The organism is uncultured Marinobacter sp., from assembly GCF_913055835.1.
In the GTDB taxonomy this organism is placed as follows: domain Bacteria; phylum Pseudomonadota; class Gammaproteobacteria; order Pseudomonadales; family Oleiphilaceae; genus Marinobacter.
The window spans coordinates 1-24,986 of record NZ_CAJXKQ010000024.1; the positions used below are offsets into that span (position 1 = coordinate 1).

The 24,986-nt window shown below is 58.9% G+C and carries 21 protein-coding genes, 1 pseudogene and 1 riboswitch; of the genes and pseudogenes, 14 read left to right on the forward strand and 8 right to left on the reverse strand.

Annotation, left to right across the window (positions count from 1 at the left end; genetic code table 11):
- Both QZ534_RS13080 and QZ534_RS13085 read left to right on the forward strand, forming a co-directional pair.
- A pseudogene (locus QZ534_RS13080) lies at nt 1-783 on the forward strand (hypothetical protein); the annotation flags it as partial.
- On the forward strand, nt 776-1,402 hold the full coding sequence (locus tag QZ534_RS13085) for a hypothetical protein (RefSeq protein ID WP_296934963.1): 627 nt from the start codon (nt 776-778) through the stop codon (nt 1,400-1,402). The pseudogene QZ534_RS13080 and the gene QZ534_RS13085, both read left to right, overlap by 8 nt.
- Before the next feature lie 10 nt (nt 1,403-1,412).
- On the opposite strand, the gene QZ534_RS13090 is transcribed toward QZ534_RS13085, so the two are convergent.
- From QZ534_RS13090 to QZ534_RS13100, 3 genes are all read right to left on the reverse strand, one after another.
- A complete protein-coding gene (locus tag QZ534_RS13090; RefSeq protein ID WP_296934964.1) occupies nt 1,413-3,119 on the reverse strand; it encodes an EAL domain-containing protein in 1,707 nt (568 codons plus the stop codon).
- A gap of 134 nt (nt 3,120-3,253) precedes the next feature.
- Nucleotides 3,254-4,723 carry a DUF3336 domain-containing protein gene (locus QZ534_RS13095; protein ID WP_296934965.1) on the reverse strand — a complete coding sequence of 490 codons (1,470 nt, stop codon included), beginning with the start codon at nt 4,721-4,723 and terminating at the stop codon, nt 3,254-3,256.
- Between the two features lie 91 nt (nt 4,724-4,814).
- Nucleotides 4,815-6,701 carry a hypothetical protein gene (locus QZ534_RS13100; RefSeq protein ID WP_296934966.1) on the reverse strand — a complete coding sequence of 629 codons (1,887 nt, stop codon included), beginning with the start codon at nt 6,699-6,701 and terminating at the stop codon, nt 4,815-4,817.
- A gap of 502 nt (nt 6,702-7,203) precedes the next feature.
- A riboswitch (glycine riboswitch) is annotated at nt 7,204-7,296 on the forward strand.
- A gap of 162 nt (nt 7,297-7,458) precedes the next feature.
- On the opposite strand from QZ534_RS13100, the gene QZ534_RS13105 reads away from it, so the two are divergent.
- Nucleotides 7,459-8,679, forward strand: a complete 1,221-nt coding sequence (locus QZ534_RS13105) for a D-amino acid dehydrogenase (RefSeq protein ID WP_296934967.1) — start codon at nt 7,459-7,461, stop codon at nt 8,677-8,679.
- Here the strand turns inward: QZ534_RS13105 and QZ534_RS13110 are convergent.
- The 5 genes from QZ534_RS13110 to QZ534_RS13130 all read right to left on the reverse strand — a co-directional run bounded on the left by QZ534_RS13110 (nt 8,660) and on the right by QZ534_RS13130 (nt 14,884).
- A complete protein-coding gene (locus QZ534_RS13110) occupies nt 8,660-10,219 on the reverse strand; it encodes an FGGY-family carbohydrate kinase (protein ID WP_296934968.1) in 1,560 nt (519 codons plus the stop codon). The two genes, QZ534_RS13105 and QZ534_RS13110, sit on opposite strands and share 20 nt — an antisense overlap.
- Complete coding sequence (locus tag QZ534_RS13115) at nt 10,209-11,810, reverse strand: glycerol-3-phosphate dehydrogenase/oxidase (protein ID WP_296934969.1); 1,602 nt, start codon at nt 11,808-11,810, stop codon at nt 10,209-10,211. Before QZ534_RS13115 ends, QZ534_RS13110 begins: the two co-directional genes overlap by 11 nt.
- Nucleotides 11,811-11,836: 26 nt before the next feature.
- Nucleotides 11,837-13,441, reverse strand: a complete 1,605-nt coding sequence (locus QZ534_RS13120; RefSeq protein ID WP_296934970.1) for an FAD-binding oxidoreductase — start codon at nt 13,439-13,441, stop codon at nt 11,837-11,839.
- A gap of 121 nt (nt 13,442-13,562) precedes the next feature.
- Nucleotides 13,563-14,225, reverse strand: coding sequence for a transglutaminase-like cysteine peptidase (locus QZ534_RS13125; protein WP_296934971.1), 663 nt, complete (start codon nt 14,223-14,225; stop codon nt 13,563-13,565).
- A gap of 8 nt (nt 14,226-14,233) precedes the next feature.
- Nucleotides 14,234-14,884: a type II secretion system protein N gene (locus tag QZ534_RS13130; RefSeq protein WP_296934972.1), complete on the reverse strand. Its 651-nt coding sequence runs from the start codon at nt 14,882-14,884 to the stop codon at nt 14,234-14,236.
- A gap of 166 nt (nt 14,885-15,050) precedes the next feature.
- On the opposite strand from QZ534_RS13130, the gene gspE reads away from it, so the two are divergent.
- The 11 genes from gspE to gorA all read left to right on the forward strand — a co-directional run bounded on the left by gspE (nt 15,051) and on the right by gorA (nt 24,950).
- Nucleotides 15,051-16,559, forward strand: a complete 1,509-nt coding sequence (gene gspE, locus QZ534_RS13135; RefSeq protein ID WP_296934973.1) for a type II secretion system ATPase GspE — start codon at nt 15,051-15,053, stop codon at nt 16,557-16,559.
- A 3-nt stretch (nt 16,560-16,562) separates the two neighbouring features.
- Nucleotides 16,563-17,774: a type II secretion system inner membrane protein GspF gene (gene gspF, locus QZ534_RS13140; protein WP_296934974.1), complete on the forward strand. Its 1,212-nt coding sequence runs from the start codon at nt 16,563-16,565 to the stop codon at nt 17,772-17,774.
- A 69-nt stretch (nt 17,775-17,843) separates the two neighbouring features.
- A complete protein-coding gene (gene gspG / locus QZ534_RS13145) occupies nt 17,844-18,296 on the forward strand; it encodes a type II secretion system major pseudopilin GspG (protein WP_296934975.1) in 453 nt (150 codons plus the stop codon).
- A gap of 6 nt (nt 18,297-18,302) precedes the next feature.
- On the forward strand, nt 18,303-18,833 hold the full coding sequence (gspH, locus tag QZ534_RS13150) for a type II secretion system minor pseudopilin GspH (RefSeq protein ID WP_296934976.1): 531 nt from the start codon (nt 18,303-18,305) through the stop codon (nt 18,831-18,833).
- On the forward strand, nt 18,830-19,204 hold the full coding sequence (gene gspI, locus QZ534_RS13155) for a type II secretion system minor pseudopilin GspI (protein WP_296934977.1): 375 nt from the start codon (nt 18,830-18,832) through the stop codon (nt 19,202-19,204). The genes gspH and gspI overlap by 4 nt, the downstream gene beginning before the upstream one ends.
- A complete protein-coding gene (gene gspJ, locus QZ534_RS13160) occupies nt 19,204-19,980 on the forward strand; it encodes a type II secretion system minor pseudopilin GspJ (protein WP_296935015.1) in 777 nt (258 codons plus the stop codon). The genes gspI and gspJ overlap by 1 nt, the downstream gene beginning before the upstream one ends.
- 6 nt (nt 19,981-19,986) lie before the next feature.
- Nucleotides 19,987-20,991: a type II secretion system minor pseudopilin GspK gene (gene gspK / locus QZ534_RS13165; protein ID WP_296934978.1), complete on the forward strand. Its 1,005-nt coding sequence runs from the start codon at nt 19,987-19,989 to the stop codon at nt 20,989-20,991.
- A gap of 2 nt (nt 20,992-20,993) precedes the next feature.
- Nucleotides 20,994-22,298, forward strand: a complete 1,305-nt coding sequence (gspL, locus tag QZ534_RS13170; RefSeq protein ID WP_296934979.1) for a type II secretion system protein GspL — start codon at nt 20,994-20,996, stop codon at nt 22,296-22,298.
- 4 nt (nt 22,299-22,302) lie between these two features.
- The gene (locus QZ534_RS13175; protein ID WP_296934980.1) at nt 22,303-22,833 is read left to right on the forward strand and encodes a type II secretion system protein M; all 531 of its coding nucleotides are present in this window, start codon (nt 22,303-22,305) and stop codon (nt 22,831-22,833) included.
- Nucleotides 22,834-22,889: 56 nt separating this feature from the next.
- Nucleotides 22,890-23,561 carry a GNAT family N-acetyltransferase gene (locus tag QZ534_RS13180; protein WP_296934981.1) on the forward strand — a complete coding sequence of 224 codons (672 nt, stop codon included), beginning with the start codon at nt 22,890-22,892 and terminating at the stop codon, nt 23,559-23,561.
- Between the two features lie 27 nt (nt 23,562-23,588).
- Entirely contained in the window at nt 23,589-24,950 is a 1,362-nt protein-coding gene (gorA, locus tag QZ534_RS13185; RefSeq protein WP_296934982.1) for a glutathione-disulfide reductase, read from the forward strand.
- Nucleotides 24,951-24,986: the final 36 nt, after the last annotated feature.

Sequence of the window (24,986 nt, forward strand, 5' to 3'; positions counted from 1 at the left end):
GATGGCAGCAACCTGTTCGAGACCCTGGAAGCGATGGTTCGGCTGCTGGAAAGCCACGATGATCACAGCCTGGCAGACCAGTTGTTCCGTTCCTCCATCAGCCTGAACGCCCTGTACAAACCCATCCAGGCGGTGGCCCAGGAGGTGGAGCACTTTCTGCGCAAGACCCGCCAGGGCATGGTCCAGTACAACGCCATGGAGCATTTCTACGGCAAGCTGCAGGAGCTCAAGGGCGAAACCGAGACCCTGAGCCTGAAGCGAAAATGGCTGGAGGGCGGGGAGTTTGCCCGTAGCACCGGCTTCCTGGTGGGCTTGCGGGCCCAGCAGCGCCCCAAACACTACGCCTTCGGTGAATCGTCCAGCTACTACCAGCTGTTGTTCAGCGAACTGGAGTTGCGCCTGAACGACCTTCGCCGCAAGGCCGAGGTGCCGGTTCTGCAGGAAGTGGACGGCAGCGGCCGGCACACCCGTATCGACGTCCAGCGTATCAACCAGCTCTATCAATGGCTGGAAACCCTGGAGCTGCGGCCAACAACTGATCTGGTACGTGAACTTCACGGGCGCCTGGACGGATTTATACCTGGCTATCGCTTTCCGGATCTTCTGGCGGCGTTGAACCGGTTGGTCAACTCACCGCCGGAGGGTTTGCAGGTGGTTACCACCAACCGGTTCCGAATCCTCGATCAGTCATCAGACAACGAGCAGTTTGTCTACCGCAAGCGCCGTCTGGAAACGACTGAAAGCAACGCCGCGGTCAACCAAGAAGAGCAACAGCATGCCTGACTTATCAGACGCGATGGATACCAACGACTCTGCCGATCAATCTCAAACGTCGAGCAGCTTCGAGCAGATTCTGCCGGCCCACAGTGCCGCGATTTACCGGGAATTCCAGGCCGGCCGTGTGATTGTGCGTGATGTCTGGGACAGCAACCGGTCCGAGCTGCGTGCCAATCCGCTCTACAACCTGTTGTACAACCACCTGTCCCACTTCCGGACGTTCTACGAGCACCTGGGCAGCGAGCTGGTGTTCAACGAAACCGGCGCGTTTTTCTTTCTCAAGGAAAGCAGTGACGACGAGAACGAGGAACACGACGAGAACGCCTTCCGGGTGCAGGTGATCCTGCTGCTGATCGGTCGCTATTTCGCACGCAGCGGGCGAGACCTGGAATATCTCGGCCGGCCCGATGCCGGACTTAATGAACAGGACCTTTCGGCGTTGGCGAGCGATGAGGAGTATCAGGAGATCCTGAGAGCAGCGCGTTTTGAGAAAGGCGTACCGGAAGCCCTGGACTACCTCGATAAACGCCACCTGCTGTTTCGCGCCGGTGTAGGGCGCTGCTTCCTGAGCTCCGCCGGGCTGTATTTCCTGCAGGAGCTGGTTCGGGAATACGAGCAGGGCTAAGAGTCTCTGCTCAGAAGCTTGCCAGGAATTCTTCCATCTTTTGGGCCGGCATCGGCTTGGCATACAGAAAACCCTGGGCGAGGTCACAGCCCAGGTCTGTCACCAGCTGGGCCTGTTCATCCGTTTCAACGCCCTCCACAAGCACGCTCAACCCTAGACTGTGGCCGACCGTGATCATGGCCTCCATGATGGCCATATCGGCGTTATTCTGCATCGCATGTTGGAGAAAGCTTCGATCGATTTTTATGCCACAGACCGGGAGTTTTCTGAGGTAGACAAGCGATGAGTATCCGGTGCCGAAGTCATCGATTGAGATATGTATGCCAGCCTCTTTCAGTTTTTCCAGCTGTCTGGTCTGGTTCTCATCCGTGCCAAATACCTCATTCTCGGTTAGCTCAACCCCTAACTGGTGCGGTTCAAGTTCGTAGCGTTTCAGGGTCTCGAGAATGTGGTTGGCAAGATGCGGGTTCGTGAGCTGACGTCCCGACAGGTTGATATCAACCCGCAGATTGTTCAGAGGCGTTTTTTTCCAGGCGTCGAGTTGTTTGCAGGCCGCTTCGATCACCCAGTCGCCAATCCGGTTAATTAGGCCAGACTTCTCTGCCACCGGAATGAAAATGGCAGGCGAAACGGCTCGTGATTGGCCGTTGAAACAGCGAAGAAGCGCCTCGCAGGAGCTGCTTTTTCGTTCGTTCAGGCTGATCTGGGGCTGAAACACCAATTCCAGCCCATCGTTATTCAGGGCGTGCCTCAGCAGGTTGGTGATTTCCTGATAATGCACCAGTCGATCATTGATATCAGGGGTATAGAAACAGACACCGTTCTTGCCGGTTTCCTTGGCCTGGTACATGGCCGCGTCGGCATTGCCCATGAGCTCAGCCACGGTGGTGCCATTGTGCGGAAACAGACTGACACCGAAACTGGCGGTAACCTGGTAGCAGTCTCCTTCCAGCTGGACTCTGTGTTCCAGGGCATTGATTAATCGACAGATAAGTTCGTGTATGCCTTCAGGGCCATCATAGTCAAAGATCAGCAGGACAAATTCGTCCCCACCGAAACGACTCAGCAAGTCTCCGCCCCGAAGTTCCGCTCTCAAGGTTTCGGCCACCGCTTTCAGGAGGCTGTCCCCGTGATGATGGCCCAGCGTATCGTTGATGATCTTGAAATTGTCCAGATCGATGAAAACGACGGCGACTTCCTGCTGCAGGCGATCGGCTTCATCCAGTCGGTTCGACAATTCCGCTTCCATGAAATGCCGGTTGGGTAGCCCTGTCAGGTCGTCGAAACTTGCCCGTCGATAGAGTTCATCTCGGGCACGTTTCTGCTCTTCGAGACTGATGTCGATACAGAACATCTCACAGTCGCCGCTTTCCTGCTTGATCATTACGTGGCTTGAGTAAACCGGAACCAGATGGCCCTCTTTATGCTCAAGTTCGAGTTCGTCGGAGGGGATGCTGATGTTGTTCTCAAGCCAATCACGGTGGGCTTTAACCACACCGTCACGCATGTGATCAGGAATGATCAGGTCTTCCAGTAATTGTCCGAGTGCTTCCTCGCGGGAGTAGCCGTAAAGGCGGGCGCTGGCATCATTCCAGTAAATGACCCGGCGGTGTCTGTCGTAACCCTGGACAGCCACCATTGGCAGACTCTCAATCAGCTCGTAGAACCTGTTCTCACCGTCTTCTGTCGCTGATCGGAATCCTTTTCCTTGCTCCATTGCGAGTCTGCATCCTTTTGGTTGGCGATTAGCGCACCGCAAAGCGATGAGGCGATAGCTCTGAGCATAGTTCGGGTGGCCTGCGTTATCTAGTTGATCTGCTGACTGGGCAGGGCAATGCTTTTGAAGGGTCGTCAGGAATTTTGTTGTGCAGTTTCTGCGTCCAGCTCTTTTTCAAGGGCGGTAATACAGCGATCAAACGCCCGGCTGATCCGGGTCTGATCCTTGATCATCGCCAGCCGTGGCCAGGTGGCCTGTTCCCCGAGATTGATAAACATCTCCAGGTCTTCCGGGCTGGGGTTAGCCAGCACCTTCCGGTAAAGGGAGACTCTGGGCGGGAAGTGGATGTTGATGTCCCCAAGGTACTGCTGGCTGGTCATGGCGTGGGCCTGCTCGATCAGCGGCCGGATAAGGCCGGGATGAGGGCTCTGTTTGGTCAGTTTCAGTGCGGTGGCGATCTGGCCGTGGGCCAGGGAAACCGCCGCCCGCTTGGCCCAGGCGGTGACGCCGTTCTGGTCGTGATGGCTGATAAACGGCACCACATGGGGGTTGGCCTGGCTCACGATGGTTTTGTTTACGTTGTGCAGGCGGGCCATTCGCATCAAAGGCAGGTCGCCGTGTACGCTGCCATCAATCCAGCTTTCGGTTGGCATGTAGGGCACGCTGCGGTCGGCACTGCCGTTTGATTCCCGCGCCTGAAGGGTCACGGGCGGGAATATACCCGGCACGGCACAGGAGGCCATCACCGCCGAATCCACCAACACAGCCGGTGAGGACAACCAGTTCAGCAGCCTGGGTTTTTGTTGGGTGCGGGTAGGGGAAACGGAGATGTTCAGGGTCCGGCCGCTGTGTTCGTAGGCCTCCTTGAAGCTGACGCTGCCGAGGTTATAACGTAGATGTTCCTGCAGTTGGCGCGGATCCATCGCATGGCCGGCCTTCAGGCCCTCCCGGACGCCCAGCCAGCGGAAAGCATTGAGGTGGATGCGCTCGGGGTGGTTGAAGAAGTCTGCCAGTTCTTTCTCGTCCCGGGTACAAATGGCGCCCGCCACGATGGCACCCATGCTGGAGCCGGCCATGACATCCGGCAGCAGGTCCTGGCGCCAGAGTGCCCGGGTAACACCGATGTGGTAAATGCCGAAGGCCGCGCCGCCGCTGAGCATCAGCGCCGGCCGGCCATAGACCCGCTCGGCGTCCCGGAACATTTTCAGTTTCCGGGCGGTTGTCACTTCCGGAATCGGATGCTCGCAAATGAATTCCATGGACGTCTCGACGGCGTCCAGGAATTCACCCACTAACCGGTTGGTACCGCTGCGGGCCACGGTGTACAGATCCGGGTTGGAGAGTTCGCCCAGGTGTCGGTACAGGCTTTCCTGAAGAATGCGGATCAATCGCCTTGTGTCGCCATTCTGCCGGCAATGGTCCATAAGGCCCATGTGCTTGCGCATCAGGCTTTCATGCAGCATCCCGGTTTCTTCCTGCTCGCGCCAGGCCAGCAGGCCGTCCATGTCGTCTAGCGCGGTGGCGGCCTCGCACCATTGCTCGTAGTCGCGGGCCTGTTCCAGTTGCTGCTGAAGTTGTCTGCGGGTCTTCGAGGCGTGTTTCATGCTCTCTAGCTTAACTGATTCTGGCGGGCCAAAAGAAACCCCCGCCGAAGCGGGGGTGGGTTTATGAACCAGTTAAACGCCCGATGGGTTCTCAGGTCGCCACAGGGTCCTGAATAACCGTATGGATAAACTGGATCACGTTACGAGTATCTTCCGCCTGTTTGACGAAGGCCTCGATATTGTTGCCGGTGTAGCCATCGCTGCCAAGCACACGAACCCAGAGGTCGTCTGTTTTGTCAGTGTAGGCGCAGCTCAGGTTGTCTGGTTGGCGCTCCACGTAGCTTACATTGACTCCGGAGTAGATTGACTCGGTTGAGTGGGTGAAGCTGCTGTAATCAACGTAGCCATTGCCAAGACGCTTGGCACCGCAGTCTGCAGCATTGCCCTGGCAGGCTGCGGTGCCATGCTTGAGAAACAGCAGGCCTTCGTCAGCCAGTACCTGATCCGGCAGCTCAATGGCGATGTGTTTTTCGACCCAGGCACCCTCGTCCATTACTTCGATGGTACCCTCCAGCTTGCCCCAGCGCATCAGCGCCCAGTACATAGCCAGGCCGGCCAGGGGGGAGTCGACGGTCTGATAGTGGCTGAGATTACCCGTACCATCGTCGACGCCGTAGGCTAGCCGACCAGACAGGTCCAGCTTGAGACCCACGGAGGCGTTGATGGAGTTCATAACGTCGTTCAGGGTCCGATCCAGTACGCGGGGATTGCTGAGGGCAACCCGCGCCACGTTAAGACGACCCAGTTCGAGTTCAATCACATCATCTTCGAAGCCGGCCACGATGATGCATTCACCGGTTTCGTCCCGTTCCATGGGAACGAATCCGCCGTTCTCCGAGATCGGCTGAGGACAGCCAGTTTCTTCATCGAGGACGGGTACGCCATTTTCATCCCGCTCCAGCTGCCACAGATCGCCGAACACTTCGCCTTTGTAGGTGAACTCAACGCCTTCGTTCAGCCCAAGTACCGTGTTCAGGAAGACCAGTCCATCGATGGTCAGTGGCACGCTCTTGTTGGAAGCGCCACCGATGAATGCTGCGGCAGCATGCATCAGGTCAAAGCTGTTGGGTGGGAGGGTTTCCAGCGGGGTTTCCGGCATGTCCTGGATGACGTCATGGGTAAACACGATGGTCCGTCTGGCATCATCGGCATGCGTTGTGAAGCCGGCAATGTTCTCGCCGTAATAGTCTTCCATGTTGAAGATGCGGCTCCAGGCATTGGCAACCTGATCTTGGTAATGGCAGGTTGAACCTGAGTCGACGTACTGAACATAGGAAACAAACTGGGTGACGTAATCGGTCATCCGGTTGTGGGTCATGTTCGAAACATCGACATACCCTTCGTGCAGGCTCACACCGCCAGTACGCCCGGGGGTTCCGTCGCGCAGATAGGAAAGGTCACCGAGCTCCAGGTCATCCCGGATTTCCTTCCATTCAGCTGGAACCACCTGCCCACCCTCGTGGCTCTCCGGACCATAGCCTGCGATGCGTCCCTCTTTGAGCAGGGCAGCGTACAGCGCAAGATTTTCCCGCGGGGCGTCGATGGTTTTCTCGACCAGCTCACCATCAACTTCCGTAATCAGTACCAGTCTGCCCGCGGGGTCGGTTTTGATTGCCGTTGATGCGTTGATGTTGTCGATTGCTTCGCCCAGTGCCCGGGCAAAGACGGCTGGGTTCTGGGTGACGGTCCTGACCATGTTCATGCGCCCGATTTCCAGCTCGACGGTGTAGGTCTCGTAGCCCTCCACCACGGTACAGGCGAAGTCCAGCTCGGAATCGTCGAATTCTTCAAGAACCATGGGCACAGTGTCGTGTTCAGTGCCATCCGGCCAGGTTATGGTTTCCGAGGCAATCGGCTGGATGCAGCCATTTCCGTCCAGTACCGGAACCCCGTACTCATCACGCACCAGCATCCAGAGGTCGCCGTACAGGTTTTTCGGATCGGTAGGAACGTCGTTGAGCCCCAGCGCGGAGTTCACAAAGACGACGGAATCAATCGTTAAAGGTACTTCTTTACCAGTCGCCGCTCCCAGGAAGGAGGCGGCACTGTCGAGGACCTTTTCTGATATTTCAGGTTGCTCCGTTGAAGGGGTTGTACCTGGGTTAGTGCTTGAGCTAGAGCTGGATCCATCCAGATCGCACCCGCCAATGACGGCCAATGAGGCCATTAATGCGGGTGTAACCAGACACTTAAGTTGTTTTGAGCGAAACATAAACAGCCTCCTGAGAGAATGCGCCGGGACCGCAATAGGAAAATCCGGACAGAATGTCATCGTCGGATAACAACCTGGTGGAGCGTCCATGTCGCTTCGCCTACCTCAGACGATCTGGTTCTGTACTTATAAGCGTAGTATATGTTCGATGATGGATTGTCTGACATCGATCAAATTTTCGGCGCATTTTCATTACAGACGCACCAGTTTCATACCCTCTGGTTATTTGCTATGTTTGCTTATGTTGATTGGCTTTTATTACCGATCAGACATGTCTGCGGGAGAGACTGAATCCCTTGCGATCAGCGCCGAAGGAGCAACTGCCCCGGAAACTCTCAGGCAAAAGGACCGCTGACATGAATACTTTCCGAAGAGCTGTCGACAATCGCGTCAGTCGACACACCGAAGGAGCAAGCGGCTGGTTTTGTTGAACAGCCCGTGAATCTCTCAGGTCCCGTGACGGAAGGGGTGCTTTCTGCCATTTCGAGCAGAGAGGAAACCCTGGGCGCTCACGGAGATTGGAATGAAGCGAATCGCAGTCATTGGCGGTGGTATTACCGGTATTACCACGGCCTACACCCTTGCCAAGCGCGGGCTTGACGTTACGGTTTACGAGAAACACCGCTATGCGGCGATGGAAACCTCCTTCGCTAACGGTGGGCAGCTCTCGGCCTCTAACGCCGAGGTCTGGAACAACTGGCAAACGGTGATGAAGGGCATCAAGTGGATGTCTCGCCGGGACGCCCCTTTGCTGGTCAATCCCAAGCCTTCCTGGCACAAGCTGAGCTGGTTCGCCGAGTTCATCGCTGCTATTCCCCAGTACGAGAAAAACACCACGGAAACCGCCCGTCTGGCCATCGCTGCCCGTGATCACCTGTTTGCCTGGGCCCAGGAAGAGGGCATTGATTTCGATCTCAAGAAACAGGGCATTCTGCACATTTATCGCGACAAGGCCGGGTTTGATCACGCGGCCAAAGTGTCACGGCTCCTCTCCGCGGGCGGCCTGGAGCGCCGTTCGGTTACCCCGGAGGAGATGAAGTCTATCGAGCCGACTCTGGCCGGCACTTATTACGGTGGCTTTTTCACCGAGAGTGACTCCACCGGTGATATCCACAAGTTCACAAATGGGCTGGCGGATGCCACCCAACGGCTCGGGGTGAAAACCTGCTATGGCCACACGGTGACCGAGCTGAGCGCCGACGACCGTAATGCCTGGGTAACCGCCCATGATGGTACCGAGCAAACCCGGGATACCTTCGACGGCGTGGTGATCTGTGCCGGTGTCGGAAGTCGCGGGCTCGCTAAAAAGCTGGGCGACCGGGTGAATATATACCCGGTGAAGGGCTACTCCATTACCGTAGAACTGGAAGACGAAGCCTCGCAGAAGGCGGCACCCACAGTCAGCCTGCTGGACGATGCCACCAAGATCGTCACCAGCCGCCTGGGCGATGGCCGTTTCCGGGTTGCCGGTACCGCCGAGTTCAGCGGCTACAACCGCGACATCAAGGACGACCGCATCCGCCCGCTTACTCGCTGGGTAGAGCAGTGCTTCCCGGGTGTCTGCACCCGCAAAGTCGTTCCCTGGGCCGGGCTGCGACCCATGCTGCCGAACATGATGCCAAGGGTTGGTCCGGGGCGCCTGCCGACAGTGTTCTACAACACCGGTCATGGGCACCTTGGCTGGACGCTGTCGGCGATTACTGCCGAAATGGTTGCGGAGAGCGTTACCGGGGATAGCCGGTAATCTCACGTATTTTCCGGTAGAGGGGCTGGAGCTGGGGGTACATCTTCAGGTAAACCTCGGCGTAAAGCCGTTGGTAAAGGGCCCGGGTTTCTTCGTTGGGGTGGAATACATCGCCAACCCGGGTCATGTTTGCCACGGCCGTGTCGAAATCCGGATGAAGGCCCAGGCCCACCGCCGCATCGATGGCGGCGCCGAGCCCGGAGGTCTCATAGGTATGAGGCCTCTCTGCTGGCAACCCGAACACATCGGCAGTGAGCTGCATGGCTGCATCGCTCTGGGAACCACCGCCGGCCACTCGCAGCTTCCGGATCTTCACGCCACTCCGCTTTTCGATTTTTTCTTTTCCCTCCCGCAGGGCGTAGGCAAGGCCTTCCAGAATCGCCCGGTAAATGTGGGAACGGGTATGAACATCGCCAAAACCGATGATCGAGCCTTTCGCTTCTGGCCCCGGCTGGCGCACGCCAGGTGACCAGTAGGGCTGTAGCATCAGGCCCATGGACCCTGGTGGCACCGCCCGAACCAGTTCATCGAACAGCGCTTCCGGCTCGATACCCCGTTCCTCGGCCAGTTTCTGTTCCCGCAGGCCGAATTCGCGCTTGAACCAGCTCACCATCCAGAAGCCCCGATAGATCATAACTTCCGTGGAATAATGACCGGGCAGGGCGGAGGGATAGGGCGGCATTAGCCGGATCGGCTCCACATACCGCTGGCTGGTGGTGTTGATGGTGGCGGTGGTGCCGTAGCTCATGCAGCCGATGTCGGGCGTCAGCCCGCCGGAGCCAAGAATCTCGCAGGCCTTGTCGGAGGCAGCGGCGATTACGGGCAGGCTTTTCGACAGGCCCAGGTGCACGCGTGCTTCGTCAGTCAGATGGCCCAGAGTTTCGCCGGGTGCCACGAGCTCAGGCAGCATGGATGGCTCAATCGGCATGGTCTGCCATTTAAAATCCCGCTGGCCGGCCCAGCGGTGCTTTTTGTAGTCAAAGGGCAGGTAACCAACCTGGCTTCCGGTTGAGTCCCTGAACTCCCCAGTCAGTCGGTAGTTAAGATAGCCGGAAAGCAAGAGAAAGTGCCGGGTTTGGGCCCAGATCTCGGGTTCGTTCTGGGCAATCCAGTTAGCCTGGGTCTTTTCCCGAAACCGGTTGATGGTGTCTTCCAGCCGTGCCAGTTTGAACAGCCATCCCCAGAGCCCTTTGACCGGGCCTTCCACATTTGCGTGGCGCTGGTCTAGCCAGATGATCGCGGGGCGCAGCGGCTGGCCGTTTTCATCAAGATTGATAACGGTGCCCCGTTGGGTCGTTACCGTGACGCCGGCAACCTGATCTGGTGTTGCCTCTGTGTTGTTCCAGAGCAACTTACAGGCTTCCCCGAGCTGTTCCCAGAAATACTCGGGGTGCTGCTCGGCCCAGCCGGGTTCTCTCGAGAAATAGGGCTCGATTTCCTGCTTGCCTTTGCCCACCAGGTTGCCCCGGGTATCAAACAGCAGTGCGCGAACGCTCTGGGTGCCATTGTCGATGGCCAGAATCAGCGGCTCAGCCGGCATCGGAGGCCTCCCGGGGTGGCAGCGAATAGGCATTGTGATAGATCGCCAGGTACCGGGCCTGTTCGTCTTCCCAGCGCTTGTCGTCCCAGCCAAGCAGAGGCTGGCAGTGGCTGCGGATATCCGGCAGAAGCTGCTGGCCAGCATTCGGTAGCACCAGTCCCAATCGGGTTCGGCGCAAAAGCAGATCGTCCAGATGCTGAACGTCTTCTTTCTGGCAGGCCCAGCAGAGCTCTGCCCAGAGCAGATCGGAGGCCTGGTTCGGCGTGACAGGCTCCAGTGGGCCCGAAGCAAGAAGCTCCTCAAGCTCGGGGCCATAGAAGCCCTGCAGTCGCTGCCAGCACTGGTGGCCAATGGCCGCTGGCCTTGCTGAATCTTTTGTTGGCTGGAATACCGGTTCGGAGGCCGGCCGCAGAGCCTGCCCGACGTTACCGCCAAGTCCCCGGCTGAGCGCTTCCCGGGCGATAACCCGGAAGGTCGTGAGCTTGCCACCGGCGATGCTGACCAGCCCGCGGTCGCGCCGGAGTTCGTGTTCCCGGTTTTCCTTGGAAGGCGCCTTGCCCTTGCCATCAGTGACCACCGGCCGCACGCCGGCCCAGGTGGAGAGTATGTCGTCCCGGGTAATGGGGCTGCCCGGAAACAATCGTGAGGCGATTTTCAGCAGATAGGCGGTTTCCGCCTCGGAAATCACCGGCTCCTGATCCAGATTGCCGTCATGGTCCAGATCGGTGGTGCCGAGTACGGTCGTGCCCAGCCATGGGAAGGCAAACACCGGGCGGCCATCTTCCGGATGAAACAGGGAAACGGAGCAGGACACCGGCAGGCAGGACCAGGGGAGAACCAGATGGCTGCCGCGCAGGGGACGGATATGCATGGTGTTATCGGGAGTGTCGCCCGATTGCAGTCGATCGGCCCAGGCGCCGGTGGCGTTGATCACCAGGGGCGTGGAAATCTCGATGGGGGTACCGTTTTCCTCCGGCTGAATCAGCAAGCCCGATACTTGCCCATCATCACTGCGCCTCACTTTGAGCGCGCGGGTGTAATTCAGGCAGATTGCTCCATCCCGGCGCGCCTCAGCTATCAACCGCAGCACCAGTCTGGAGTCATCGGTAACCGCATCGGTAAAGCCGCTTGCGCCGGCCAGGTTTTCCCCGGTCAGGCCCGGCACCCAGAGCATGGATTCGGCCGGGGTCAGAAAGTGCCGGCTGCGGTTGCGGGCAATGAAATCGTAAACCCGCAGCAGGGTCTGGAAGAGTCTGGGCCCGGGGAACTGGCCTTTGAAATGGGGCATGATAAACCGCAGGGGATCGATTAGCCCCGGTGCCTCCCCCATCAAACGTTCCCGCTCGCGTACCGCGTCCCGGGTAAGACCGTAATGCCCGCTGCCCAGGTACCGGAGGCCGCCGTGCACCATCTTCGAGGACCGGCTGGAGGTGCCCCAGGAAAAATCCTTCTGTTCCACCAGCAGGGTGCGCAGGCCGCTGCCTGCCGCTTCCCGGGCAACGCCGGCACCGGTGATGCCGCCGCCGACCACCACCACATCAAAGTCGTTGGTCCCTGAACGCAGCGCATCGAGGGTTTCGGTCCGGGTCATCGCGGGTCTCCCATTTGGCGGTACGCTCATTTGAGCAGGGTTTCCGGGTTCAGGATGGCGTTCGGGTCGAAGGTGTTGCACAGGGAGCGGATGGCGTGCATTCCCAGTTCACCTTTCTCTACCGGCAGGTAAGGGGCGTGATCTTTGCCAACACCATGCTGATGGCTGATGGTGCCGCGATTGTTCACGATCAGTTCGGATGTGCTGGTCTTGAGCTTTTGCCAGCGCGCGAGGGTTTCTTCGTAGCTGTCGCCCACCCGGAACACATAGGTGGTGTAGATGCTGCAGCCCTGGCTGTAGAAGTGGGACAGGTGGGTGAACACGTGGGTGTTCTCCTGCTGATCCGTCAGGCCCTCCCGAAGATTGGTCTCGATCAGCGCCAGCAGATTGTCGACGTTGTCCCAGTCTGTGGCGGTCTCCAGGGTGTCCACCGCGTAGCCCATCTGCCAGAGAGCCTCCCGCAGGTAGGGCATGGTGAAGCGCTTGGCCGCCCACTTGTCGCCAAGCCGGGTGCCGGTGTAGACACCGTTCCGGGCCTTGCAGATACGGCGGGCCTCTTTCAGCGCATTGCGGGTCTGGTGCCGGCTGCCGGTGACGCCGAAGGTCATCATGCACTTACCGGTACCGGCACCCCGCAGCGAAAGGAAGCGCTCTAGCATGCCGATCAGTCTGGGGTGGCCGGCCAAGGCAAGCTGGGTTTCGGTCTCTACCGAGTTGCTGAGCCGGAGCATGGACAGCTGTGTGCGGTTCTGGACCAACTGGCGGCTGGCAGTGCGCGCGCTTTCCCAATCCGGGAAGAAAACCACATGGAAACTCTCGTGTTCTGGCAGGGGGGTTACCCGAACTTTCACCTCCGTGATCAGCCCCATACGGCCCTCCGAGCCAAGGATCATTTCCCGGATATCGGGGCCGGCACTGGAAGCAGGAATGGTGGGCAGGTTAAGGGTGCCTTGCAGGGTTTCGACGCGGCCACCGGCGAACAGTTGTTCAATGCGGCCATAGCGCAGGGACTGCTGGCCACTGGAGCGGGAGGCCACCCAGCCGCCCACGGTGGACAGCTCGAAAGACTGCGGAAAATGCCCCAGCGTATAGCCGTGAGCCCGGAGCTGGGACTCCACCAGAGGACCGGGCGTACCTGCGCCGAACGTTGCGATCTGGCTTTCCGGGTCCAGATCCAGCAGCCGGTTCATCTTGCCCATATCCACGGTCAGCACCGGCTTGCCCTTGTCCATGGGGTTTATATGCCCGGCTACGCTGGTGCCACCGCCGTAGGGGATCAGGTGAATACTCTGCTCGGCGGCCCAGGCAAGCAGGGCTTGAACGTCGTCGCTGGTGGTAGGGAAGGCAACGCCATCGGGAAAAGCACCAAACTCGCCGCTGCGCATGGCCAGCCAGTCAGCAAGGCTCTGGCCGCGGGCATGCCGTACCCGGGCTTCCGGGGTGGTGTCGATCAGTGCTTTCAGTGCCGCCGGCGGGTTCAGGCGGGTGGCCGGCACTTTGGCGCAGACTGATTCCAGGGTGGCGTCCCTAAGCGGGCGGCCGTTACCGATACGGGCGGCCAGAAAGTCCTGGCCCTGTTCCGGCATCGCCAGATTGAATCCTTCATCACCCCAGCCGTTCCAGCGTCGCATGTGTTTCAGTCTCCAGATTAAAAACGAGTGTGGCGAATTCTAGCGGGTCTGTGCCGTGTGCTGATGTCGCTTGGCGTCAGTCGCGTTGTCATTTGCCGCCAGGCAGTACTGGATATCAAGCTCAGGGACGGAGTGACTCCGTCAGACGGCTGTTCAGGTCCTGCCACCGGGAAAGTCGCCCCGCGTCGCCGATTCGGGTACGCGCTCCGCTGGACTGATTGAGCCAGAGGCCCTCGCCGTTGAAGCTGTAAACCGGTTCAAGATCAGTGCGTTGGGATGCAGGCTTGATGTCGTTTATAAGGTTGTCCAGGATAAGGGGATCGGCGTCCGGCTCCGGGTACCATGCCAGAACCATGTGAGCCTGGTTCAGCTCAAGCGCTTTGACATACACAATACGCAATTGGTCATCGGGCACGCCCATGGACTTGAGGGTCAGGTATTTGGCGATGGAAAAATCCTCGCAATCGCCGCCGTTGGTGGTGAGCAATTCCACCGGGGTTGCCCAGTAGTCCTCCTCGCCCCAGTGGCGGATATCGCTGACAAACGTCACCCGGTTGAAGAAGGAGTTGACCAAGCGGAGCTGCCGGTCGATGGGGGCGTTGGCAGCCAGCGCGTGGAGGCGTTGCCAGTTTTCCAGCCGTTGGTGGGCTTCGGTGCCGAATTCTTCCTGGACATAGTTCATCAGGCGAGAGCCAAGTTCAAAGGCTCCCACTACGGAGACCACAAGCAATAACGCAGGCAGCAGACTGGAACGGCGGCGAATCTGGATAGCGGCCGTTTCCATGGGGCGCCTCAGTTATTGTTCCGTAGACGTTCCCTGAGCTGCTCAAGGCGCCGGCGGATTTCCTCCCGGCGCTGCTCACCGCTGGTCGCGGAGGTGGGCGCTCTCGAGGGCGAGGGAGATGCAGCCTGCCGGGCCTCAGCGGCGGGCTCGTCCTGCTGGTCGGCAGTGAAGGACATGCCGCTGCGGTCTTCGGATTCCGGGAAATACAGGTTTTCGAGTTTGCCGGAGCGTTCGATGATTACCCGATTCGGGTGTACCGAGCGCAGCTTGGCGTTGCCGGGCAATTCATCACCCACCAGGTAGGCTTCGGTTTTGCTCTTGTCATCTTCGATCAGCGCGCTGCCAGGGAACTCGCCATCGGCCGCCAAAACGCCGCGAAGGAACAATCGAAGGTTGGTTTCGGGCAGGTTTTCGGTATCGATTTCCGCGGGCGCGCTGGTGCCCGAAGCGGCCCCGAACAGGTCCAGGGACGACAGGTTTACACTGGGTGGCTCGCGCCCGGCAGCCGGATCGGAGACCAATGGCTGCACAGAGTCGAAAGTTCCTTGTTGGCTTTCCATTTGCCAGAAACGGTAACCCTGCCAGGCTGTCAGGGCGACCATGGCAGCCCCTGCCACAAGCGCAAGAATCAGGGGAAGCCGTTCATTGTTTAGGAGCATTGATCATCCTGAATGCAAGTTTGTGGGCCGGGAAAAAGCTCACAGGTTATCAGACTGCAACGTTTTATTGGCAGTATAGTGTATAGAGTTATTCAGCGGGTCCATATCCTGTGGTAGCCTTTCTGAATTAGTTGAATCGAAAAGGGTTTCACGAACGAGGACGACCTTGAACACAGACACTGAACTTCAGCCGCAGGATGCTCCGCTGGGCCGTCTTCCGTTTACTTTTGCCAAGCGCAACGGAGTGATCCTGACCCGTTCGGATGCCGGCGAGCCGGTTATTCTGGTTCGCCCTGGCGCATCCCATTCGGCGCTGGCGGAGGCGAACCGTATCAGTGGCGGTCGGGCCCGTTTTGCCACCATTGATCCCGATCGGTTCGATCAGGCCCTGAATTCCGCCTACCAGAATGATTCCGCCGAAGCCATGCAGATGGTGGAAGGCATCGGCGACGATATGGATCTTGCCTCACTGGCGGATTCGGTGCCGGAAACCGAGGATTTGCTGGAGCAGGAAGACGATGCGCCGATTATCCGACTCATAAACGCCATCCTGACCGAGGCAGTGAAAACCAGCGCCTCGGACGTTCACATCGAAACCTATGAAAAGCGGCTGGTGGTTCGTTTCAGGGTGGATGGCGTGTTGCGGGAAGTGGTGGAGCCCAAGCGGGCCCTGGCGCCGTTGCTGGTGTCCCGGATCAAGGTTATGGCGAAGCTGGATATTGCCGAGAAGCGCGTGCCCCAGGACGGCCGTATCGCGCTCCGGGTGGCCGGGCGTGAAGTGGATATCCGGGTGTCTACCATGCCGTCTTCCAGTGGTGAGCGGGTGGTTCTGCGTTTGCTGGACAAGCAGGCCGGAGCCATACGGCTGGAGTCTCTCGGCATGGCAGGGCCGGACCTGAAGGTTCTGCGCAAACTGATCTACCGCCCTTATGGAATCCTGCTGGTGACCGGCCCGACCGGTTCCGGTAAATCCACCACACTTTATGCCTCGCTGCAGGAAATCAACGATCGCAGCCGCAACATCCTGACCGTTGAAGACCCCATCGAGTACAACCTGCCGGGGATTGGCCAGACCCAGGTCAACACCAAAGTGGACATGACCTTTGCCCGGGGCCTTCGTGCCATTCTGCGCCAGGACCCCGATGTGGTGATGATCGGTGAGATCCGGGATCTGGAGACAGCAGAAATTGCCGTACAGGCGAGTCTGACGGGCCACCTGGTTCTCTCCACACTGCACACCAACACCGCCGTTGGCGCCATTACCCGGCTTATGGACATGGGCATCGAGCCCTTCCTGATTTCATCAAGCCTGGTGGGCATTGTTGCCCAGCGGCTGGTGCGGGTCCTGTGCAAGGAATGCCGGGAACCCTACACACCAACCGAAGAGCACTGCGAGTTCCTGCAGCAGGATCCCGCCTATCCGCCCACGATTTACCGGGCAACCGGTTGCAGCCATTGCAACCAGCTGGGTTACCGCGGCCGTATTGGTATCTACGAAGTGGTGGAGATATCCGAGGAAATCAGCTCGCTCATCCACAAACGTGCCGGCGAGCTGGATCTGGAAAAGGTTGCCCGCCAGCATGGCCCGAGCATTCACGCAGACGGTGTGCAAAAAATCCTCGATGGTGTGACCACGGTGGAAGAAGTGCTCCGCGTTACGCACCGGGGTCAGTAAATCATGCCGGCTTATGAATACAAGGCGCTCGATTCCCGGGGCAAGCAGAAACATGGCGTGGTTGAGGCGGATGCTCCGAGAGCGGTCCGCCAGCAACTCCGGGAGCGTGGCCTGACGCCACTGGCCGTTGAGCCGGCAGCGGAAAAGCAGGCACGAAGCAACCCGTTGAGCAGCCGGGGTTCTCTGGCCGCTGCCGATCTGGCTCTGGTTACCCGCCAGCTGGCAACGCTGATTCAATCAGGTATTCCCATTGAGCAGGCGCTCTCGGCGGCGGCCCAGCAGTCTCCGAAACCCAGGATACGCAGCATGCTGATCGCTATCCGGGCCAAGGTCATGGAAGGCTACACTCTGGCAGACAGCCTGGGTGAGTTTCCGAGAGCGTTCCCGAGACTGTATCGCTCTACCATTGCCGCAGGGGAGCACGCCGGCCATCTGGACCTGGTACTCAACCGGCTGGCGGATTACACCGAAAGCCGTCAGGAGGCGCGCCAGAAGATTCAGCTGGCGGCGATTTATCCCATCATTCTGAGTATTGTTGCCATTGCCATCGTGGTGTTCCTGCTGACCTATGTGGTTCCGGACATCATTGATGTGTTTTTGAAGCAGGGGCAAGAGTTGCCAACGCTGACCATGGCGATGCTTGCCGTGTCGGAATTTCTGGCCGATTACGGTGTCTACCTGTTTATATTGCTGGTCGGTGCACTGATGGTGTTCCGGTTCTTCCTGACCAAGCCTGGTTTCCGGCTCCGGTTTCACAAGCGTTTGCTACATTTGCCACTGTTCGCCGGGATGGTTCGCGGGGTGAATACCGCCCGGTATGCCAGTACCCTGAGTATTCTGACCACCAGTGGTGTACCGCTGGTAGAGGCGATGCGCATTGCCGGTGAGGTGCTTTCCAACGACTTTCTGAGACAGGAATTGAGAGATGCGGCCAGAAAGGTAAGCGAAGGCGGCTCGCTTCACCGTTCCCTCGACCAGACCGGTTATTTCCCGCCGATGATGCTACACATGATCGCCAGCGGGGAGGCCAGCGGTGAACTGGACAGCATGCTGGAGCGGACCGCCCGCATGCAGGAAAACACCCTGCAGTCGAAAATCGCCGCGATTGTGGGGCTGTTTGAGCCCATGATGCTGCTGGTGATGGGCGTGGTGGTGCTGATCATTGTGTTGGCGATCATGCTACCGATATTGAATATGAGTAATCTCGTGGGATAGAAACCCGCGCCGGATTGTCAGGAGACACATCCGAACCGAAAGCAATCCTTGCCAATGACGAGTGAGACAATGACGATCAAGAACCTGAATATGCACAACCGCAGCCGTGGCTTCACACTGATTGAAATCATGGTGGTTATGGTGATCCTTGGCCTGCTGGTGGCCATCGTGGCACCGAACATCATGGGCCGGAGTGATCAGGCAAAGGTCACCGTGGCGGAAACCCAGTTGAGCAACATTGCCAATGCGCTGGACCTCTATCGCCTGGATAACAGCCATTACCCGTCTACCCAGCAGGGCCTTGAAGCACTGGTCTCGAAGCCCAGTGGCAGCCCCGAACCCAAGAACTGGAACCCGGACGGTTACCTGAAGAGTGTTCCGGAGGATCCCTGGGGCTCTGAATACCAGTACGTGAGTCCGGGCACCGAGGGCCCTTATGATCTGTATTCCTACGGCTCGGATGGCCAGGAAGGCGGCGACGGCGACGCGGCTGATATCAGCGTCTGGAATACCGAGGGCTAAAGTACTGTGCAGGTCAGCTCGCGACAGGCCGGTTTCACCCTGATTGAGATACTGGTGGTCCTGGTGGTTGTGGGTCTGCTGGCATCCCTTGCGGTGTTCACCATGGGGGGAAGCTCCCAGCAGCGGGCGCTGGAGAGCGAAGTCCGGGAGCTGTATCTGCTCATGCAAACCGCGTCCGAACAGGCGGTGCTTAATAACCTGGAGCTGGGCTTGCGGCTGGAGGAAGACGGCTATCAGTTCGTGGCCTTTCAGGATCAGACCGGGGACTGGAAAGCCTCTGGCGAGCGCATGTTCCGGGCCCGGAGTCTTCCCGAATGGCTGACCGTTACCGAGTTTATCGAGAGTGACGCACCGAGGTTGGCAACATCCGAGGACACCTTGCTGCCGGACGTGGTGTTCTTCTCCAGTGGCGAGACCACACCGTTCGAGCTTGAATTCACCATCGGCAACGGCTCAGACACCATGCATGTGCTGGCCTCGGATGGTGTATCGCCCATGGAGTGGCGCAAGCCGGGCGATGAAGGGAGCAGCGGGTGAGAACGCAGCGAGGGTTTACCCTGATCGAAGTGCTCATTGCCCTGCTGGTGTTCGGCCTGATTGCGACCGCCGCAGCGGAAGTCGGCAGCCAGTACATTTCCAGTTATGAACGGGTGCGTGACAAAACCCTGGCAAGCTGGCTGGCAGATAACCGGATCAACGAAATCCGCCTCCAGGAAAACATTCCGGGTATTTCCGAGAACTCCAAAGACACTGATTTCGGGCCTTATCGCTGGCGGGTGACGACAGCAATACTGGCCACCGCCGAAGCGAAGATGCGCCGGGTAGAGGTCACGGTTGCCCGTTACCGGGAGGAAGGCGCGGCGCCGGTGCCCATTCATACCCTGTCTGCTTTCGTGGGGGCACAATGATGTCCGTGCCGCGCCAGCGCTCCCATCCTCAGCAAAATGGGTTCACCCTGCTGGAGGTGTTGATCGCGGTTACCATAACCGCGGTTATCGGGCTTGGTGTGTGGCAGGTGATCAATGGGGTAGTGAATTCCCGCGATCGGGTGAATGAGCTGGCTGAACAGTTTGACGGGCTGCAGCGGGCCATGCTCCTGCTGGAGCGGGATATCATGCAGGTGGTCAACCGGCCGGCCAGGGATATTTACGGCGATTTCCAGCCGGCACTGTCCAGTCGGGAGGATGATTTTTCGCTGTTGCTCACTCGGCAGGGCTGGCGCAACCCCCTGGGCATCCGTCGTAGTGGCCTGCAGCGCGTTGGCTGGGAATACACCGGCAGCGAATTGCGGCGCCGGTACTGGCCCATGGTGGACCAGGGTCAGGAAGATGACAGCCGCGACGTGTTGCTTCTGGAAGGTGTAAAACGCCTGGAAGTGCGATTTCTGGATGGCAACCGGAGCTGGCAGCCCCAATGGCCAACCGATGAGGTAATGGCCGGACTGACTCCGGGCAATCGCCCGGATGTTCCATTACCGCTGGGACTGGAAGTGACCCTGGAGCACGAGCGTTTCGGAACGCTGGTCCGGACCTTTGCCCTGCCGGACTTTGATCCGGCGGTTGCCCAGGGGGCCCTGAATCAGGCCAACCAGGCTGCCAGTGAAGCGGAAGAGGAAAATACCGAAGAAGAGGCTGCCGGAGAACAGCCCGGTGAAGCGACCGGCGCAACCGGGCAGGGAGGTTAGGCGGTGATGGCCCAGATCCCCGGGTTACCGAACCGACAGCGCGGCGTCGCTTTGATCATGGTGCTGCTGGCCATGGCCCTGGTCGTCATGCTTGCTTCAGGGATGACCCAGCAGCAGAGCTTGCGGGTGTTCAAGGCAGGGCACTACCTGGCCCAGCAACAGGGCCAGAGCATTGCGATTGGCGCGGAAGCCTTTGCCCGCCTGATCCTGCGCAGGGATTACGACGAGGACAAGGAAGAAAACCTGATGGTCGATAGCCTTGACGAGTTCTGGGCCGCCAATGCCGCCGTGCTGCCGCTGGATGACAATGGCGTGGCTGAGGTGCAGATCGACGATCTGGGTGGACGGCTGAATCTTAATGACCTTGTTGGCGCCAATGGCCAGGTGGATCCGATAGTCCGGAATCGTTTCGTTCAGCTATTTGCTGCTCTGGGGATTACCGCCGTTTCCGTGGATTCACTGGTGGACTGGATTGACCCCAATGACCAGACGGTGACCGCTTATGGCGCAGAGGATGGCCAGTACCTGATGGCAGACCAGCCATACCGGGCCGCCAACCAGCCATTTACAACGGTGACCGAGTTGCGCCTGATCGAGGGCATGACCGAAGAAATTTATCGGGCCCTTCGGCCCCACGTGGCGGCGCTGCCGGTTAATGGCGCCGGAATCAATGTGAACACCGCTACGGCGATGGTGATTCGCTCGCTGCATGAAGAGCTGACGGACGCCCAGGCTGCGTCTATTCTTGAGAAGCGGGAAGAGGAACGATTCGAGAACCTTCAGGACTTTCTGGCATTGCCGGAGTTCGCCGGTCTCGGGCTCAAATCGGTTGGCCTGGGGTTGCAGACACGGTTTTTTGAAGTTGCCTCGCGGATTACCTACGATAACCGTGTCGTGAATATGGTCAGTACCGTGTTCCGGACTCCGGAAGGCGAAGTCCAGACGGTTAGCAGGGATACCGGGCAGAAAAACCGAATTACCAAAGAGCCTTTTACCATTTCAGAAGGATAATCATGTCTTATCGCCTTTACGTCCGCCCGATACCGCCGTTCGCGGACGCTGACCAGGATCCCGATGCCCAGATGTTCAACTGGGTCCTGCACGACGCCAGTGGCGATGCCCAGGCCCGGGGTACCGGCGACAGTCGCGATACCATCGAACAGACTCTGGGGCAGAATGCCCTGGATAATGTCCTGCTGATTGGTCTTATCCCCGGTGAGGAAGCAATCTACTGTCTGGCCGACATTCCGGCAAAGCAGAGTCGGTTTATCAATCAGGCCTTGCCTTATGCGGTTGAGGAGCAGATCGCCCAGGATATCGATTCTGTGCATCTGGCCCTGGGGGCGCACACCGACCATGGTTACCGGGTGGCCGCCATAGACCGTGAGCGCATGGCGCAATGGGTACAGTTGTTCAGCGGTTGGGAGCGTGTTCGCCTCGACGCCATCTTTCCGGATGCCTCGTTGTTGCCACGCACGGAGGGTGGCTGGTCCGTCTGCCTGGATGGTGAAACGGCCATGATGGTGAGCGAAAGAGGTGAGTGGTTGAGCATGCAGTCTGCAAACCTTGGCATGTTCGCCCACACCCTGGCGGCACCCTCCGCCGAAGAAGTTGTGGCGGAGATCCCGGTAACCGTTTACGGCACCGCCGATGAGTTTGAAGTTCAGCAAACTGCCCTCACCGAATTGAGCGGCTCGGGCCGACTCTCCGTGCGCCGGGAAACCCTGGAGCTCATGCCGCTGGAACTGCTCGCCTACGCCCATCACCACCATCTTTGTGAGCCGGTTAACCTTTGCCAGGGCATGTTCTCCTCGAAATCCGGCAAGGCCAGTCCATTGAAACCCTGGAAGCCGTTGATTGCGGTGGCGGCAGTCTGGTTCGGTGTTCAGGTGGCGTTATATGCCGGGATGGGGTTTTATTACCAGGATCAGGCGGAGGAATTACAAAGCGAGGCCATGGCAATTTATCGAGACGCTTTCCCGGATGACCGGCGCACCCACGCAGGCAATGTCCGGCGTGTTATCGAAGGGCAGTTGCGGGTTGCCGGTTCCAGCGGGCCGGAAGTGGACTTCATCACCCTGATGAAATACACCGGCCAGCAATATGCCCGTCTGCCGGGTAGCCAGGGCGTTAACTTCAACTCGGTGAACTACAGCCGCTCCCGAGGTGAACTGATCGTGGATGTGAGGGCGGACAGTTACGATCGCCTCAGCGCCTTGCGAAACGGCCTTGCGAACCAGGGGCTGGAAGCGCAGATTGGTTCGGTTGTTAACGAAGCCAGCGGTGCACGTGGCCGCCTGACGGTTTCCGGAGGTTAAGGGTATGCTTTCCCAAATCAAGGATCAGCCGGCTGTCGGCAAAGTGATCGCCCAATACGACCAGTTGCCGCGGCGCGACCAGCAGGCGCTGGTGGTATTGGCCATCGCAGTGTTTCTGGGTATTTTGTATTTTGCCGTATGGCGTCCGGCGGCGGGCTTTTATGAGCAATCTGTTGCTGCGCGAGACAACGCCGGTGAATTGCTGGCCTGGATGCAGGCCAACGAACAGACAATTCAACGCCTGGGGAACGTCGGCGGCGACAGTGCCACGGCTACGGCAGATAAGCCTGCGGATGGCCGTGCCCTGATGGCCCTGGTGACCCGTTCTGCCGGTGAGGCGGGGTTGTCGCTGCAGCGGTTTGAACCCAGCGGAGAGGATGCCATCCGCGTCTGGCTTGAGAACGCGCCCTTTGCAGAGGTGGCTGGGTGGCTGGAACGATTGAACAGTAGCCATGGTGTCGTCATTGACCAGGCCGCCATGGACAGGGCAAGTGAACCGGGGCGGGTATCCGTTCGTTTAACACTGGCCATCTGATTGTGAAAACCAGATTCCGGGCCTTTTGTCCGGAACTGACGCAGGAGAGGGAAGCGATGAGTAGCGGCACCGACAACAAGAACAAATCCGAGCCAGCCATTGTTCGTCTCGACGAAACGGCGCGCAATGAAGCCAGATCCATTCTGTTTCACGCCTACCGGAACGAACCAACGTTCCAGTATCTGTTCGATCACCGACGCCCCGGCTATGATCAGCGTGTGAGAGCCACCATCAGGGAGCTGATAGACCTGTATTTTGAGCTTGATCAGGAAGCGATCGGTGTGATGGTTGACGATACGCTGGTAGCGGTGGCGTTCATCGGGGACCCGGAACTACGGATGAACCTGGCTGACCAGATAAGCTGGCGGATTCGTATGGTGTTGACCACCGGCTTTGCCTCCACACGCCGGTATCTGGACTACCACGAGAAAATTCGTGACATGCTGCCGCAACCGCTGGCGCACCAGTTGCCAATGATGGGGGTTAACCCCAAGTACCAGAATCGCGGCTATGGCCGGTTGTTGCTGAAAACCGTTGAAAAGCTCTGTGCCGAGAATCCCCGTGGCAGTGGCCTGGTGCTCGATACCGGCAACAATCGCTATCTGCCTTTTTACGAGTCCGAGGGTTTCCGGAGTCTTGGCAAGATAAAGCTCGGTGATTTCGAGGATCATGTGCTGTTCCGGGAAGTGCACCCGGAAAGCAAAACGGCCGCGCCTGGCCAAACCTGATCTAATTAACGTCTAACGGGAGAAGCTGTGTCTGACCAGCAGGATTTTGATCTGATTGTTATCGGGGCCGGCTCCGGCGGTGTTCGTCTCGCCCGTATGTCCGCCCAGAGGGGCGCAAGGGTCGCCGTGGTTGAATCCCGGTACCTTGGCGGAACCTGCGTGAACGTGGGCTGTGTGCCAAAGAAGCTGTTTGTGTACGGGGCCCATGTTCACGATGAGCTGGAAGACGCCGCCGGTTATGGCTGGCAGGTGCCTCTCGATGATGTCAGTTTCGACTGGCCGAAACTGGTGGCCAACAAGAATGCCGAGATTGAACGCCTGAACGGTATCTATGGCCGGTTGCTGGAAAACGCCGGTGTGACCATCATCGAAGGGACGGCCTCACTGTCAGACGCCAACACGGTGGTAGTTGGCGACACCTCCTACCGCGCCAGGCACATTACCATTGCCACCGGTAGCTGGCCGGTTATTCCAGACGTACCTGGCAAGGAATGCATTCTCACATCCAATGAGATGTTCTACCTGCCGCAACTGCCCAAGCAGGCTGTGGTGTGGGGCGGTGGCTACATCGCTGTGGAGTTTGCCGGCATCCTGGCCGGACTGGGCGTTGATACCACGTTGCTCTATCGTGGAGATCTGTTCCTGCGTGGGTTTGATGGTGACATCCGCCGGTTCACTGAACAGGAAATGCGCAAGAAGGGCGTGAACCTGCGGTTTGGTGTAACCATCGAATCCGTTGAGGCCGACAATGCCCATTACCGGGTGCAACTGAACAATGGTGAAACCCTGGAGACCGGGCTGGTGATGGCGGCGACCGGGCGCCGGGCGCTTGTGGACGGGCTGGGCCTGACGGATCTTGGCGTTCAGCTCAGCGCTTCAGGCCATGTTGTGGTGGATGACCACTTCCAGACCGCTGTTCCTTCAATTACCGCGTTGGGTGATGTGATCGGGACGCCGCAGCTTACGCCAGTCGCCCTGGCACAGGGCATGGTGCTCTCCAGGCGGCTGTTTGGCGACGGCAAAGGCGAGATGGACTATTCCGCGATTCCCACCGCCGTGTTCTGCCAGCCCAACATCGGTACGGTTGGGCTGACCGAGGAAGAGGCCCGTGACGCGGGGCATCGGCTGCGGATTTACCGTTCCGAGTTCCGCCCGATGAAATATACCCTCAGTGGTCGCGATGAGCGTAGCCTGATGAAGCTGGTCGTAGACGACGAGACTGACAAAGTGTTGGGTGCCCATATGGTGGGCCCGGATGCGGGTGAGATCACCCAGGGACTGGCCGTTGCGATCAAGGCTGGTGCCACCAAGGCCCAGTTTGATTCCACCCTGGGCATTCATCCGACGTCTGCGGAAGAGTTTGTCACCATGAGGGAACCAGTAGCCTGAACCAGGGGCTGGCGCCCGGGTGAGGGCGCTGGCGCT